General features: G+C 41.0%; 16 protein-coding genes. 11 read left to right on the top strand and 5 right to left on the bottom strand.

Going from position 1 to position 13,968, the window contains the following annotated elements; translation table 11 throughout:
* Nucleotides 1-148 precede the first annotated feature (148 nt).
* The 6 genes from porX (at nucleotide 149) to BLT07_RS08635 (ending at nucleotide 5,302) form a co-directional block, all read left to right on the top strand.
* Nucleotides 149-1,690 carry a T9SS response regulator signal transducer PorX gene (gene porX, locus BLT07_RS08660; RefSeq protein WP_091867773.1) on the top strand — a complete coding sequence of 514 codons (1,542 nt, stop codon included), beginning with the start codon at nucleotides 149-151 and terminating at the stop codon, nucleotides 1,688-1,690.
* A 5-nt stretch (nucleotides 1,691-1,695) separates the two neighbouring features.
* Nucleotides 1,696-2,103 carry a tRNA (adenosine(37)-N6)-threonylcarbamoyltransferase complex ATPase subunit type 1 TsaE gene (gene tsaE / locus BLT07_RS08655; protein ID WP_091867771.1) on the top strand — a complete coding sequence of 136 codons (408 nt, stop codon included), beginning with the start codon at nucleotides 1,696-1,698 and terminating at the stop codon, nucleotides 2,101-2,103.
* Between the two features lie 329 nt (nucleotides 2,104-2,432).
* The gene (locus BLT07_RS08650; RefSeq protein ID WP_091867769.1) at nucleotides 2,433-2,663 is read left to right on the top strand and encodes a hypothetical protein; all 231 of its coding nucleotides are present in this window, start codon (nucleotides 2,433-2,435) and stop codon (nucleotides 2,661-2,663) included.
* Between the two features lie 86 nt (nucleotides 2,664-2,749).
* On the top strand, nucleotides 2,750-3,415 hold the full coding sequence (locus tag BLT07_RS08645; RefSeq protein ID WP_091867768.1) for a hypothetical protein: 666 nt from the start codon (nucleotides 2,750-2,752) through the stop codon (nucleotides 3,413-3,415).
* Between the two features lie 99 nt (nucleotides 3,416-3,514).
* A complete protein-coding gene (locus tag BLT07_RS08640; RefSeq protein ID WP_091867766.1) occupies nucleotides 3,515-4,714 on the top strand; it encodes an alanine dehydrogenase in 1,200 nt (399 codons plus the stop codon).
* Between the two features lie 204 nt (nucleotides 4,715-4,918).
* Entirely contained in the window at nucleotides 4,919-5,302 is a 384-nt protein-coding gene (locus BLT07_RS08635) for a DUF4258 domain-containing protein (protein WP_091867764.1), read from the top strand.
* Between the two features lie 88 nt (nucleotides 5,303-5,390).
* Here the strand turns inward: BLT07_RS08635 and BLT07_RS08630 are convergent, their stop codons facing one another.
* Nucleotides 5,391-6,557 (bottom strand): proline dehydrogenase family protein, encoded by a 1,167-nt coding sequence (locus tag BLT07_RS08630; RefSeq protein WP_091867763.1) that lies wholly within the window; start codon nucleotides 6,555-6,557, stop codon nucleotides 5,391-5,393.
* A gap of 246 nt (nucleotides 6,558-6,803) precedes the next feature.
* On the opposite strand from BLT07_RS08630, the gene aroB reads away from it, so the two are divergent.
* Entirely contained in the window at nucleotides 6,804-7,868 is a 1,065-nt protein-coding gene (gene aroB / locus BLT07_RS08625; protein ID WP_091867761.1) for a 3-dehydroquinate synthase, read from the top strand.
* Nucleotides 7,869-8,052: 184 nt separating this feature from the next.
* On the top strand, nucleotides 8,053-8,382 hold the full coding sequence (locus tag BLT07_RS08620) for a hypothetical protein (RefSeq protein ID WP_091868241.1): 330 nt from the start codon (nucleotides 8,053-8,055) through the stop codon (nucleotides 8,380-8,382).
* 15 nt (nucleotides 8,383-8,397) lie between these two features.
* On the opposite strand, the gene BLT07_RS08615 is transcribed toward BLT07_RS08620, so the two are convergent.
* From BLT07_RS08615 to BLT07_RS08600, 4 genes are all read right to left on the bottom strand, one after another.
* Complete coding sequence (locus tag BLT07_RS08615; RefSeq protein ID WP_091867759.1) at nucleotides 8,398-9,300, bottom strand: YihY/virulence factor BrkB family protein; 903 nt, start codon at nucleotides 9,298-9,300, stop codon at nucleotides 8,398-8,400.
* Nucleotides 9,301-9,454: 154 nt separating this feature from the next.
* A complete protein-coding gene (locus tag BLT07_RS08610; protein WP_091867757.1) occupies nucleotides 9,455-9,970 on the bottom strand; it encodes a DinB family protein in 516 nt (171 codons plus the stop codon).
* A 146-nt stretch (nucleotides 9,971-10,116) separates the two neighbouring features.
* The gene (locus tag BLT07_RS08605) at nucleotides 10,117-10,599 is read right to left on the bottom strand and encodes an Lrp/AsnC family transcriptional regulator (RefSeq protein ID WP_091867755.1); all 483 of its coding nucleotides are present in this window, start codon (nucleotides 10,597-10,599) and stop codon (nucleotides 10,117-10,119) included.
* 176 nt (nucleotides 10,600-10,775) lie between these two features.
* Nucleotides 10,776-11,891, bottom strand: a complete 1,116-nt coding sequence (locus BLT07_RS08600) for a M14 family metallopeptidase (RefSeq protein ID WP_091867753.1) — start codon at nucleotides 11,889-11,891, stop codon at nucleotides 10,776-10,778.
* Nucleotides 11,892-12,181: 290 nt separating this feature from the next.
* On the opposite strand from BLT07_RS08600, the gene BLT07_RS08595 reads away from it, so the two are divergent.
* The 3 genes from BLT07_RS08595 (at nucleotide 12,182) to BLT07_RS08585 (ending at nucleotide 13,891) form a co-directional block, all read left to right on the top strand.
* Nucleotides 12,182-12,559 carry a helix-turn-helix domain-containing protein gene (locus BLT07_RS08595; protein WP_091867752.1) on the top strand — a complete coding sequence of 126 codons (378 nt, stop codon included), beginning with the start codon at nucleotides 12,182-12,184 and terminating at the stop codon, nucleotides 12,557-12,559.
* A 25-nt stretch (nucleotides 12,560-12,584) separates the two neighbouring features.
* Nucleotides 12,585-12,965, top strand: a complete 381-nt coding sequence (locus BLT07_RS08590) for a DNA topoisomerase IV (protein ID WP_091867750.1) — start codon at nucleotides 12,585-12,587, stop codon at nucleotides 12,963-12,965.
* 152 nt (nucleotides 12,966-13,117) lie between these two features.
* Complete coding sequence (locus BLT07_RS08585; protein ID WP_091867748.1) at nucleotides 13,118-13,891, top strand: cupin domain-containing protein; 774 nt, start codon at nucleotides 13,118-13,120, stop codon at nucleotides 13,889-13,891.
* Nucleotides 13,892-13,968 lie beyond the last annotated feature (77 nt).

Below are 13,968 nucleotides of genomic sequence, written 5' to 3'. Positions count from 1 at the left end.
AAGTTATGGAAATGGGATTATAAGTTTAGGGGTTTATAATTGTTTAACTATCGAAGACGATTAATAAGCCGCTAGTTAACTAACTCACCAGTTAACTAACCCGCAATTTCCTAACACTTATTTTACTAACCCGTTAAGTATATACTGGATGAACAAAATAACAATCCTCTGGGCCGACGACGAAATCGACCTTTTAAAGCCCCATATCATTTTTCTTCAAGGAAAGAACTTCGATGTTATTACCTGTAAAAGCGGACAGGAAGCTTTGGAGGAACTGCAAAAATCACGTGTCGATATCGTTTTTTTGGATGAGAACATGCCCGGTATCTCCGGCCTGGAAACCCTCAACGAAATCAAAATCATCGATTCTTCTCTTCCCGTAGTAATGATTACCAAAAGTGAAGAGGAATTTATCATGGAAGAGGCCATCGGATCTAAGATTGCCGATTATCTTATTAAACCCGTGAATCCCAATCAAATCTTATTATCCCTCAAGAAAAATCTCGATCATTTCCGCTTGGTGTCCGAAAAAACCACGGCCAACTATCAACAGGAATTCCGTAAAATCGCGATGGATCTTTCCATGGTCAACTCGGTTTCAGAATGGACTGAACTCTATAAAAAACTGATTTATTGGGAATTGCGTCTAGAAGAAATTGAGGACAATAGCATGTTCGAAATCCTGGAATCGCAAAAAACCGAAGCCAACAACCACTTCGGAAAATTCGTCGATAAGAATTACGTGGATTGGTTTGACGGTACTGGCCCCGTCATGTCCCATACCTTATTTAAGGAATGGATCAAGCCCGAAATAGGTGACACCCCTACCCTTCTAGTCGTAATCGACAACCTGCGCTACGATCAATGGTACGCTTTTGAGGATACCATTGGCTCTTTTTATAAGAAAACCAAGGAAGATTCCTATTTTAGCATCCTCCCCACCGCCACTCAATACGCCCGGAACTCCATATTTTCGGGACTCACACCCTTGGAGATGGAAAAACGCTATCCGGACTGGTGGAAAAACGACACGGACGAAGGTGGCAAAAACCTGTTCGAAGATAAATTCCTAGGCGCACAGATCAAGCGTTTGGGACTCGACATCAAATGGGAATATCATAAAATCACCAGCCTAAGGCAAGGAAAACAGCTTTCACAAAATTTTAAAACTCAGAAAGACAACGATTTAACCGTAATCGTATACAATTTTGTGGACATGCTCAGCCACTCCAAGACCGAAATGGAAGTCATCAAAGAGCTCGCCAGTAATGATAAGGCCTATCGGTCGTTGACCCAAAGCTGGTTCAAGAATTCCCCTTTGCTTGAAATCATTCAACAGGCCCAGCAATTGGGTATGAAACTTATCATAACCACCGATCACGGCACCATCAATGTAAAGCAGCCCTCAAAAGTCATCGGCGACAAGGAAACCAGTCTCAACCTACGCTATAAGACCGGCCGCAGCCTTACTTATGAAGATAAAGACGTTTTGGCCGCCCAAGACCCGGCGCAGATTCATCTGCCCCGAATAAACATGAGCAGTTCGTTTATTTTCGCCAAGAACGATCTGTTTTTTGCGTATCCCAATAACTACAACCATTATGTCAGTTACTATCGAAATACGTATCAGCACGGGGGTGTTTCATTGGAGGAGATGATTATTCCATTCGTGGTGTTGTCTCCTAAATAGTTTTTATGGAAATTAGTTATCAAGAGCCTCAACTACAAGAAATAGCCCAACAGGTTATTGAAATGGCAACTTCCAAAACGTTCTGCTTCCAGGCCCCGATGGGCGCAGGCAAAACTACTTTGATTAAGGCCATGTTAAAAGAATTAGGCGCAGGCGACACTGGCCATAGCCCAACCTTCGGTATCGTCAACGAATACCATGACCAAAATGGCAATCTGCTCGCCTACCATTTCGATTTCTATCGTTTAAACGACGAAATGGAAGCCCTAGACCTAGGGCTGGAAGATTATCTAACCCAAAACGTATGGATTTTTATCGAGTGGCCAGAGAAAATTGCTTCCTTGCTTCCGAACGATACCACGAATATTTATATTAAGATAATGGATGCCGAAACTCGGGAGCTGCAGTTCTAGGCCGCCCGTATTGATTTAGGATAAGCGGTCTTAGGTTCAAAGTTTAAAACACAAAAAGAATTCAGTGAAAATCATGCTTTTAATGGTCCCCTCGCGACAAAGTCCGGATATAGATTCTTGGCCCCTATTTATTTTCTAAGTTCTCTTTTCCCTTTTTTTTGTTTATCGTTTATTGCCTTCATTTCGACGAGCGACCAACTTTTCGACGAAAGCACTCTTTTTGCGGCTCAAGTGTAAGATTTTAACGACAAATCACATTTTTATTTCGGGAATTTTTCCTACTTTTGTTCACATAACAAACTAAATAATTAACCAAAAACCCCTTTATTATGAAAAAAGTTCTATTTGGCCTGATGGCTTGTGCAACCCTTTTAGTCGTTTCTTGTGAAAGTAATGACAATGCTAATGATGACCAACTGTATGAGCAGGGCGTTGACAAAACAAAGATTCCTTCTCAGGCTGAAAAGCAGAGTTTTGTTGATAAGACAAAGATTCCTTCTCAGGCTAAAAAGCAGAGTTTTGTAGACAAAACTAAAATACCTTCTCAAGCAAATAAATAAATTTTCTTACATAAAACTATAAAGGGCAATCAATATATTGCCCTTTTTTGCGTTACAAGAATTAGCAAAAGTTATTCTTGTAAGAAATGATAAAGAAATCATCTGAAATCAGTACGAAGGCGAAAAAAAGAATTTTCATTGACTCAATTGGTGTTCTTCTGATAATTATATCTCCATTCGTATTCAAACTACATCAATATCTACCCAGTAATCCTGAAGCAACGGTTTCCGTTATAGGTTTCGTTTTTGACAGCAACGGTTTTGCTGATTTGAATACATACGCTTGGTTTTTACTAAGTAAAATTGTACCATTCTATTTACTTATAATTTGGTTTTTGACCTGTAAACACTGGTGGTACCATATTATTTTGATTCCTGCAACAATGTACGCGTTCCAAGTATTTGAAGTTTTATACTCAGACGACAATATTATTGACACCAAGAATATTATATGGTTATTGCCTGTTTGTATGGTTGTGATACCAACCGTATATTTTATCCGGATAAAATTGTATGACAGACATGTTCACGGTATAAATCTGGAAGCAATGGAAGCCGAACTCCAGTCACTCAAAGAAAAACAAGGCATCGACAAAAATGCACCCGCACCCGTATCCACAGAAACCCCAAAAGAAATTGGCTACCAGTCCCTCTCCGAAAAAATTAACGAAAAACTCTCCACCGACAACATAGAATCCCACTTTAGGCAGTTCCAACACCAGATAGGCGATTGGCTTCATTTGAGGTTTTAGCGGGCTTATTCTACTTTTTTACCGTTAAATTTAGAATTTCTCAAAATGTCGTATTTTTACTGTTAATCGAATTTCGCCACGATTAATTAGTAAACACATATGAACCAACCTGCTTCCCCTTTTAGCAAACAACAATTACTTCCGCAAGAAGAGACACTGGAAGTTTTCCGTCAAAAAAGCGAACTTTTTATTGGCCTTCCCAAAGAAAACCACTATCAAGAACAACGAATCTGCCTTACCCCAGATGCAGTTCAAGCCATTATTTCGAATGGTCATAGGGTACTGATCGAATCGGGTGCGGGCGATGGCGCCCATTATTCGGATCTTGATTACACCAATGCTGGGGCGGAAATTACGCGCGATACCAAAAAAGTGTTCTCGTGTCCTTTGCTGCTCAAGGTCGAACCTCCTACGCTTTCGGAGATCGAAATGATGAATCCACAGGCCACGATTATATCCGCCTTACAGATAAAGACCCAGAACAAGGCATATTTTGAGAAAATGGCCAACAAACGTGTTACGGCCATTGCCTTCGAGTATATACGTGATGCCGATGGAAAATATCCTGCCGTACGTTCGTTAAGCGAGATTGCGGGAATTGCATCGGTACTTATCGCAGCGGAAACCATGTCGGCCACCAACGATGGCAAGGGACTCATGTTCGGTAATATCAGTGGTGTACCGCCCGTTGAGGTGGTCATCATCGGTGCGGGTACGGTCGGGGAATTTGCAGCGAGATCGGCATTGGGGCTTGGAGCGAACGTCAAAGTTTTTGATAATTCGTTGACCATGTTACGAAACTTGCAGGCTAGTCTCCGTCAAACCGTATATACATCGACCCTTCAGCCCAAGAACCTTTTAAAAGCCCTAAAACGCTGCGATGTGGCCATTGGTGCTATCCGCGGGAAAGATCGTGCCCCCGTAATCGTCAACAAGACCATGGTCGAAAACATGAAAAAAGGGGCGGTCATCATTGATGTCAGTATCGATATGGGCGGATGTTTCGAAACCAGCGAGGTTACGACCCATAACAAACCTACCATTGAGAAATATGGTGTAATCCATTATGGAGTGCCCAATATTCCCTCACGGTATCCCAAGACGGCCACGATTTCTATCAGCAATATCTTTACGCCCTATTTATTGGAACTGGGTGAAAATGGGGGACTCGAAAACTCGCTGCGATTCGACAAGGGCCTGAGAAACGGACTCTATATGTACCATGGCATTCTGACCAATAAGTCAGTCGGCGAATGGTTCGACCTGCAGTATAGTGATATTAACTTTCTTATTTTTTGAGGGATTATCAATACGTTTTACTCAAGAACCCTTAATTTTCAAAAAACGAAAGAATAAGAATTAATAGCCCCTTTTCAGAACAAATCGCTTTATATCCTCTATTTTTGCAATCTTATTTTTATAGGGGTCAAAACAGACCTCTGCCAATTGGTCGCCACTACGTTATCTCGATAATAATCCACTATATCTTTACCCGTTAAATAAATGGCTCTAATAAAACGTTTGGGTTTCTTTCTCGTCGGTCTGTCCATCGGCATTATGTTCCTGACTTTCTTCCTAAGAAAAAAAACGGAACAAAGCGGTTTCGATTTCTGCTATCTTCCGAATTGCCGTACGTTAAAAAATATCCGCTCAAAACCAATGTCGAATTCGGGAGAAATCCAGAGAATGCTGGCGAATAAAGAATTAGATTCCCTTGACATCGTCCGTTTACTGAACGATGGCGATGTGGACTTCGGAAGAAGCGATACCGAAACGGAACCTTGCAAAACGTATTATATTGAGGGATGGGTCAAAGAAAAAGAAGCCATTCTGAAAGTTACGGATTGCTTGGAAGACGCAGTTTTGGAGGAATTTGTTGTAAAGTAATGCTATTCGATTTACCGCAAAAAGCGCTGCCAGCTATCACTTTCATTGATTTACCGCCACTGCTAATGCCCTACAAAAAATCCATGGCTTAAATCTTTCTTCGCTTTCGCTCTTTTTTCAACAATGCAACCTCTCGTGTCGTCTGTCCGGCGACCGAGGTGTTTTCGTCGGCCCTTCGAATGAGATAGGGCATGACATCGCGTACAGGCCCGAAAGGTAGGTACTTCGCAACATTATAGCCTTTATCGGACAGATTGAAGGAGATATGATCGCTCATACCGTAGAGCTGTCCGAACCAGATCCGCGGGTCATCATTGGCAATCTGTTTTTCCTCCATCAGTTCCATCAATCGATAGCAACTGTCTTCGTTATGTGTACCGGCAAAAAGGGAAATAACATCTAAATTTTCGACCATATATTCCACAGCCCTATCAAAGTTCGCATCCGTCTCCTGTTTTGAGGCACAAATGGGTGTGGGATATCCTTTTTCCTCCGCGCGTTCATTTTCCTTTTCCATGTAGGCGCCTCGTACTGCTTTGATACCGATTTTAAATCCGTCTTTTTCAGCTTTTGACTTTAAACCTTTGAGATAATCCATGCGATCCCAACGGTACATTTGGAGAGTGTTGAAAACGATGGCCTTTTTTTGGTTGTATTTGCGCATCATGTCCTCGATCAGGGCATCGGCGGCATCTTGCATCCAACTTTCCTCGGAATCGATCAATAGCGAAACATCGAGGTCATGGGCTTTTTTACAGGTTTTGTCGAAGCGGGCCACTACCCTGCCCCACTCGGCCTGTTCGGTGTCGGTAAGGGATTTCCCTTCACTGATTTTCTTAAAAAGGGCGAATCGACCATATCCCGTAGGTTTAAAAACGGCGAAGGGAATTGCATCTTTTTCCTTGACGAAATCCAGCACCTTGAGCACCATGTCCAGCGCCAGATCCAAAGGATGTTCGGTCTCCTTGCCCTCCACGGAATAATCCAGCACCGAACAGACGTTTTTCCGGTACATTTTGTCGACAGTTGGTAGGCAGTCGAATTCATTGACACCGCCACAAAAATGATCGAACACCGTGGCACGGATCAGCTTGTCTACCGGTAGATGGGCCTTAAAGGCGAAATTGGTGATGGCAGAACCTATACGTACCAATGGTTCGTTGGCAATCATCTTGAACAAGAAATAGGCACGCTCCAGCTCCGAATCCGATTTTAGTGCAAAAGCGGTCTCGGTATCCTCAAATATCTTTTTCATTTCCGGCAATTTTTTTTGTGACCAAATATAAAGACTGCAAATTGATTACAAGAAAAAATTTTATGTTTATTTTGTGGATGAAAGATTCCCGTTCGCACAGGAATAATAAGACAATTACAGAGATTTCTGCCTTTCCTCTGACCTGCCTGTGCCCAGCGCAGTCAAAGTACTCAGGGGAACGCGCAGCGATTTAGACTAATCTTAAAAGATCCGGCCACTTCGGGAATTACAAAAATTTAGCTTTCTATGGATTCGATTACCACCTCTTCTTACGCCGTACATTTCAATCAACGCGCCTACGATGCCCTCAATGAACATTTGACCGCGACTACGTATTCCAAAATTTTTATTTTGGTGGATGAAAATACGAAGCGGGATTGTCTGGATGATTTTAAGAAACATACTCTGGGAAATTTCGATTTCGGGATTTTGGAAATCGTATCCGGCGAAAGTCAAAAGACGATACCTACCTGTATTCAGCTGTGGGAAGCCTTATCGGACGGGGATGCTGATCGAAAAAGCCTACTGATCAATCTGGGCGGTGGCGTGATTACCGATTTGGGAGGCTTTGTCGCATCTACCTTTAAACGAGGTATCGCCTTTATTAATGTACCCACTACCCTATTGGCCATGGTAGATGCCTCGGTGGGAGGAAAAACCGGTGTGGATCTCGGTCCCTTGAAAAATCAGGTCGGAGTCATCAACCAACCTGAAATGGTACTTATCATATCCGAATTTCTTACAACTCTGGACCAACGTCAATTGCAGAGCGGATTCGCGGAAATGCTGAAGCACGGCCTCATACGAAGCGCAGCTTACTGGGATACATTGAAAACAAATACGGGATTTACAAATATGGATCATCTCATCTACGATTCCGTAACCATCAAAAATGATGTCGTGCTTCAAGACCCTACCGAACAACATCTAAGAAAAATATTAAATTTCGGGCATACCTTAGGCCATGCGGTAGAATCCTATTTTTTGGAAAGTAAAGCCCGAAAAACTTTACTGCACGGCGAGGCCATTGCCATCGGTATGATTTTGGAAGGGTATTTATCCAAAGAACTTACGGGACTTCCGGAAACCGAATTGGAGGATATTAAAACCATATTCCTAAACCGTTACCCTAAAACGGAATTTTCCGAAACTGATATTGCGGGCATCCTATCCCTTTTGAAATTCGACAAAAAAAATTCCCATGGCAATATTAATTTTGTGCTACTTAAAAAAATCGGCGATCCGGTCATCGATGTGAAAATTCCCCATGAACTTTTCGGACGTGCTTTTGCCTATTACAACAGATCGTAGCCTACGATATCTTCTTGTATTCTTCCAAAACCACAACACGAGTAGCGTTCGTATACTAAAATTCCCGTTTGACAACTCTTTATTAAATCCTTAGAAAAAAAGGTATAGTTTAGAATCTGTAAATTAAGCAAACCGACAAAAGTTTCCTTAACCAAACCCAATGCAGACCGAAATACTACCTACTATGCTACGTAAAATTGTTGATTACAAAAAACTCAGTCACGATCTTGCTGCCCTACTGATCGAAAGCTATCCCGACGGATATGGAGATGAAGACATCATCGTATTCAAAAACCTTCAGGGAGCTTATGTCGAGGCCGTCGAGATCAAGACCGAAGACACCATCTATTTGGTCAAAATCAGTAAAAGCCTTGCTGATTTTATATCCAACTTTGATGATACCATCGAGAAAGAACTTGAGGAAAGACCGGAACCCGTTTTGGAAGAAGCCGATTCGCCCGAATTCGAATTGGACTCCGAGATGGATTACGATTTTGAGGATGATATGGACTAAGCCACTTCTCTCTGCCTATTGCTTTTGGACCTTAGGCTTAGCCTGCCCTTTTTCACTAGGTTCGACCTTCTCATTAATGTAGCTTGCATACTGCGCGGTAAACTCCGCACCGAAAAAAAGGATGAGACAGGTATAGTAAACCCATAACATGATCAACACCACAGACGAGGCTCCACCGTATACCGATGCCGGATCACTTTGGGCAAAATAATACCCCAGTAAAAATTCACCGACCAAGAAAAGAACAGTGGTCAATGCGGCCCCATAAATCGTAGTTTTCCAATGGATCTTGATATCCGGCAGTAATCTGAACAAAGCGGCGAATAGTCCTGTAATTACGATGAAGGTCAACAAATAACTAAAGGTAGTGGCAGCCACTTCGGCAATTTTGGGTGCAAAAGTACCGATGTACTCGCTGATTAACCTTAATATAAAGGATAGTAAGAGCGAGACCAAAAACATAAAGCCCAACACCAATATCATTCCGAACGAAATTAGCCTGTCGAGTATGGTCTGTAACCATACTGTTTTTTTAGGTTCTACATGCCAAATATCGTTCATGGCCATCTTAAGCCGAACGAATACCCCGGTCGCACCAAAGAGCAACATGGTCACTCCGATGATGACCGTGACCGTGGAACCATCTTTAACCGAGGCATTGGCAATCATCCCTTCTATTGCCTTTGAAGCTCCTTCCCCTATAAAAGCCCCCAACTTTGCGGAGATTTTTCCACGCACGGCGTCCACGCCAAAAAGCTCACTGGCAATCCAGGTGACGATCATCAATAGGGAAGGCAAGGAAAATAAAGTGTAATAAGATATGACCGCACTTTTGCCAAAAGGATCGTTATCGATCCAGGCCATGGCCGAGTCTTTGATCAGGATCCAAAAAGTCTTTAATTTTCTCAATAGTTTCATTTCAAATTTGAATTATTGAATATAGCTTGTCTGTCATGTAATGCCATGTGAGGTTGATATACTGGCTAAATAGTCACCTTCGTAGAAAATGTAAGGCTTGGCTTTGGCATTTGGTGTTGGCGTTTCGTGTTTCCGTTTGGGATTTGGGATTTTTTCAAATATAACGTTCCCGAATAATATTCCTATGATGCTTTTGATGACCGCAAATCACAAAACCAAGCGCGGCGACGCTCCATGTTACGCTACTGGCGATACCTGTATTTTCAAGAGCGCTTCGGTCAAGGTTGGCAAACAAAGAGAGGGTAGACTTGCGTACCGTTTTATATTCTTCAATGATACTTTCCTTGGAACGTCTTTCTACCATTGACTTTTCGGCGTAGCTGTCTTGGTCAAAACCCGGTAAGACGGAAGTGTCCCCTCGCGAAAAACGGAAAGCCCGATGTTGAAATATGCGCTCTGTATCGATGACATGTTGCAAAACCTGGGCCGTCGTCCACTTTATAGGTTCGTAACGAAATAATAGTTTATCATCGGGAATATTTTCGATAAACTCCGGAAAGTTGCCCAATTGCCTTTGCATCATATCCAGCAGCTCCACATCCCCTAAAGTATCGATATAGATCTTGTACAAGGGATGCGGTTCGGCAAGATTCAGTTCTGGGGTTCTCATAATGCCAATTTTAAAATTAGGAAGATCTCTCACTACCGCAAAAATGCCGTCAGTTTAAGCGCGCACTATATGCGAAGCTAAAGAAAATCCCGAATGTATTATCATTCGGGATCGGTGTTTTCAGCGGATATGCGAAATTAGCTGTATTAAAGCTCATTAAATATCATATGCATCAACCTTTTTTTGTCATTGAAGCTCTCTTCCAATGAAATCATGGTTTCCGTTCGATTAATTCCATCGATATCATCGATCATAAAAATAATATTCTTAGCATGGTTCGTATCCTTGGCCCTTATTTTACAAAATATATTGAACTTGCCCGTGGTAATATGAGCGATGGTCACATTCGGAATTTGCTCCAATCGCTCCATTACAAATTTGGTCTGGTGCGTCTTTTCCAAGAAAATACCGACATAAGCAATAAAGGCATATCCTAATTTCACATAATCCAAAGTAAGTGACGAACCTTTGATGATTCCGGCTTCTTCCATTTTTTTTACTCTCACGTGAACCGTACCTGCCGAAATCAACAATTTTTTAGCAATATCGGTAAAGGGTGTTCTGGTGTTTTCAATCAACATATCCAGAATTTGGTGGTCGATTTCGTCTAGTTTTACTTTTCCTGCCATGATAATTATATATTTAGTATTTCTTACACCTATTTTAATAATAAAAACCCCCGGATACCGTTGCTCTTTATTAAAATACGTATCGAGAACAAAAATAGAAAATTAAGAAATAATATGTACGAAAACACGATGTTTTTTAACAGAAATGTAATAATTTTAGGTTTTTAAAGAAAAATCTAAAATGCGGAGAATAGGTCGGTTAAAGCTGAATACTTTTCAAGGGATTTCAAATCACTATCAATCAGACAATTGTACGTCTTATGGCCATAATAACTATCCAGACTGCCAATTTTTTCAATTTTAGGCACAAAATCAATAGTTTTATTATTTAAGGTTTCAACATAAAGAATACCGATAGCATCTCCTTTTTTTAAAGATGGGACGATGATGTGTGCATTACGTATCAATATATCATAATATCTTTTTTGATTTTCGGGAATCAAAAAATAGTCTGATTCGTTTAATTCCAAAACCGCTTCGACCACTATCATATTTAATGCAGTTATTAGGGCCTGAAAAATATATTCCCTCGTTCTTTCCCTATCGTAATCATCAGGATGGTGTCCCGCTTCGAACAAGACGGTCGGCGTGCCGGTCATTTGAAAAGTATCTCCTACACAGTCGGCATTAAAAGCATCGTCATATCTTCCAATCTGTCCAGGAATCTGTTTTTGCAACATTGTATTCATGGCTACTATGAGCTTCATGCTTAACGAACGCGCTGGGGAAACGCTTCTTATTTCGTCATGAGCCGGTGCCAAAAAAGATATCGTAGCTGGTTTCGAGGTATCCCCCACATTAAATATTGTACGCTGATCGTGTAGGTTGAAGCAATAATCCGGCTGCAATTCGTCAAAGGCGCTTCGCAATGCCCTGCTTTCCGATTGGGTTCTTTGCTGTGCATCTCGATTTAAATCGACGGCGTTCGCATTGACGCGGGTATAAACCACGGCACCATCAGGATTTAAAATGGGTATAATGGTAATGGAGCAATTTTTACGAACGGTTTCAGCTTTAGGAAGATCCGAATCCAGATAATTTATAAGGTCTAAAACCGCCTTGGTAGTGGTGGACTCATTGCCGTGCATCTGCGACCACATCAACACTTTTATGGGTCCGCTTCCGAGAGTGATGCTTCTAATTGGAAGTCCCAGAACGGATACGCCCAAAGTCTTCACCTCATATTTATCTTTAAACTTTTCCAAAAATCCATCGATTTGCCCGTTCACGACATAACGCCCTAGCACTGCTTTTTCTTTGATTGATAGGTATTCGAATTGTTTTAGAACCATCCGTCGTTTTTATTAGGCTACAAAAGTAATATCTAAATAAATTACAATTGTAAACTATTAAAATTTGTTTTTGTAAACATATCTGTAAGACGAATTAATGGTGTTAACAATTGTAGTCATCCAAGAACTAATAAATGTACATGGTTTAATAAAATGATTATATTACTCACTAAATCAGTATTTTAAAATAGTTTATTTAAGCTTTTAAATTAATATTTATTAGAGATTATTATATCTTTAAAATAGGATTTGTGGAAGTTTATGGTATATTTATAGCACAAATATTCACAATGGTAAACAGTTCTGATTTTATTGAGCGTCTTGGGCATTTGCTTCAATATTACAATCTTAATGCCTCTGCTTTTGCCGATAAGATTCAAGTGCAACGCTCCAGTATCTCCCACCTCTTATCCGGACGCAATAAGCCAAGCCTAGAATTTGTGCTTAAAGTAGTAAAGAACTTTCCCGAAGTGAATCTCTACTGGTTGTTAAATGGCAAAGGAACATTTCCTTCGGAAACTTCAGAGAAAGTCTCTCCCACACCCTACCCATCTAAACCGTCTGATGACCTAAATACTAAAGCAGTCAAAAATCCGGAAAAAACTATTGAGCGAATCGTAATTTTCTATTCCGACGGAAGTTTTGAGGCTTACGATGATAGCAAATAGCGGTTAATTTCATTATTTTGCAGGGATGATAAAAAGAATTCTTATTTGCTGCCTACTTTTAGTACTTCTGGTTTCGTGCTATCAGCCCCAAAGGGACTGTAAAACTTTCAAGAACGGAAATTTCACCTTTACAACGACCATCGGTGATGAAGAAAAGACCACCACTTTCGTCCGCAACGATAGTATTGAAATCGATTATTTCGAAGGTAAAGTGGATACCTCTGCCGTACGATGGATTAACGATTGCGAATACGTTGTAAAAAAAATAAATCCCAAAAATAAAGCGGAAGAAAAGTCCGTTCACATGAAAATTCTATCCACCACTGAAGATTCTTATACGTTCGAATATGGAATTGTCGGGGAGAGCAGCAAATCAAGAGGAACGGCGGTAATCAGTAAACCCTAAAGTTTAGCTCTAAACGCATATCTTATCAAAACCCCAGTTACCGTGGCTAGTCGAAGTTTATACTTTACTTATTTCTAATCTTGCTGACGGCAAGATGGATAGCTAATTTCCTTATATTTATAGTATTATCAGACTCATTTAAATTATTAAAAATGAAACGATTACTATCATTGTTTTTAGTTATCAATATAAGTTTTATGGGTATGGCACAGTTAAAAGAGCTCGATTCGGGAGTATATAAATGGTCTGAATTGCCTATTAAGGAAGGTGATATGCGCGTGGGTCGGAAGATTATGGAAGGTAGCTCACCCCATTTTAGCTTCTTGGAAATTCATGCCACTACGCAAGATAAAGGAGCCAAACCCGCTCCCCCTCATACCCAGGAAAATATCGAGGAGTTGGTAATCGTAAAGGAAGGTTGGCTAAAGCTGACGATGAACGGGAAAAGCGAAGTGTTGCCGAAAGGAAGTGTCGGTTTGATTCCGCCTTTGACGGAACAGTCCATGGAAAATAGCGGAGACGTTCCGCTGACCTATTATATCATGATGTTTACTTCAAAAAAAGATATGGATATCCAAAGGGGACAAGAGGCCGGTGGACCGCTATTTATCAATTTTGAGGACCTGAAACCTGAAAAGACAAGCAAGGGACGCTCCACATCCTATTTTGAACGCCCTACGGACATGTGTGAATACTTCGAAATGCACACGACGCAATTAGATCGTAAAGGCCCTAGCCATAAACCGCATTCCCATTCGGAATCAGAAATCATCTTGGTCATTGAAGGACAAACCGAAATGACTATAAATGGGGAAAAATATCAAGGAACTATAGGCGATCTGTTCTTTGTGAAATCAAATGAAACGCATGGTATATCGAATATTGGGGACAGCCCTTGTCGCTATTACGCGTTTAGGTGGAAATAGCAAACAAATAAATAGAAGGTGGGTAGTGGTGTCTTAAATTCGAAAAGTACCGCCTCTAAGTTTTATTAGGCTGCAAG

The sequence above is a fragment of the Pricia antarctica genome (genome assembly GCF_900101815.1).
Classification (GTDB): domain Bacteria; phylum Bacteroidota; class Bacteroidia; order Flavobacteriales; family Flavobacteriaceae; genus Pricia; species Pricia antarctica.
The sequence above is the reverse complement of the archived record's forward strand: the minus strand, read 5'-3'. Positions and strand labels throughout refer to the sequence as shown.

Excerpts from the sequence above, each read along its gene's own strand:
- tsaE (WP_091867771.1), top strand. The coding sequence starts at position 1,696 with ATGGAAATTAGTTATCAAGAGCCTCAACTACAAGAAATAGCCCAACAG.
- BLT07_RS08585 (WP_091867748.1), top strand. The coding sequence starts at position 13,118 with ATGAAACGATTACTATCATTGTTTTTAGTTATCAATATAAGTTTTATG.
- aroB (WP_091867761.1), top strand. The coding sequence starts at position 6,804 with ATGGATTCGATTACCACCTCTTCTTACGCCGTACATTTCAATCAACGC.
- BLT07_RS08605 (WP_091867755.1), bottom strand. The coding sequence starts at position 10,599 with ATGGCAGGAAAAGTAAAACTAGACGAAATCGACCACCAAATTCTGGAT.
- BLT07_RS08610 (WP_091867757.1), bottom strand. The coding sequence starts at position 9,970 with ATGAGAACCCCAGAACTGAATCTTGCCGAACCGCATCCCTTGTACAAG.
- BLT07_RS08630 (WP_091867763.1), bottom strand. The coding sequence starts at position 6,557 with ATGAAAAAGATATTTGAGGATACCGAGACCGCTTTTGCACTAAAATCG.
- BLT07_RS08645 (WP_091867768.1), top strand. The coding sequence starts at position 2,750 with ATGATAAAGAAATCATCTGAAATCAGTACGAAGGCGAAAAAAAGAATT.
- BLT07_RS08590 (WP_091867750.1), top strand. The coding sequence starts at position 12,585 with ATGATAAAAAGAATTCTTATTTGCTGCCTACTTTTAGTACTTCTGGTT.
- BLT07_RS08620 (WP_091868241.1), top strand. The coding sequence starts at position 8,053 with ATGCTACGTAAAATTGTTGATTACAAAAAACTCAGTCACGATCTTGCT.
- BLT07_RS08595 (WP_091867752.1), top strand. The coding sequence starts at position 12,182 with ATGGTAAACAGTTCTGATTTTATTGAGCGTCTTGGGCATTTGCTTCAA.
- BLT07_RS08650 (WP_091867769.1), top strand. The coding sequence starts at position 2,433 with ATGAAAAAAGTTCTATTTGGCCTGATGGCTTGTGCAACCCTTTTAGTC.
- porX (WP_091867773.1), top strand. The coding sequence starts at position 149 with ATGAACAAAATAACAATCCTCTGGGCCGACGACGAAATCGACCTTTTA.
- BLT07_RS08640 (WP_091867766.1), top strand. The coding sequence starts at position 3,515 with ATGAACCAACCTGCTTCCCCTTTTAGCAAACAACAATTACTTCCGCAA.
- BLT07_RS08615 (WP_091867759.1), bottom strand. The coding sequence starts at position 9,300 with ATGAAACTATTGAGAAAATTAAAGACTTTTTGGATCCTGATCAAAGAC.
- BLT07_RS08600 (WP_091867753.1), bottom strand. The coding sequence starts at position 11,891 with ATGGTTCTAAAACAATTCGAATACCTATCAATCAAAGAAAAAGCAGTG.
- BLT07_RS08635 (WP_091867764.1), top strand. The coding sequence starts at position 4,919 with ATGGCTCTAATAAAACGTTTGGGTTTCTTTCTCGTCGGTCTGTCCATC.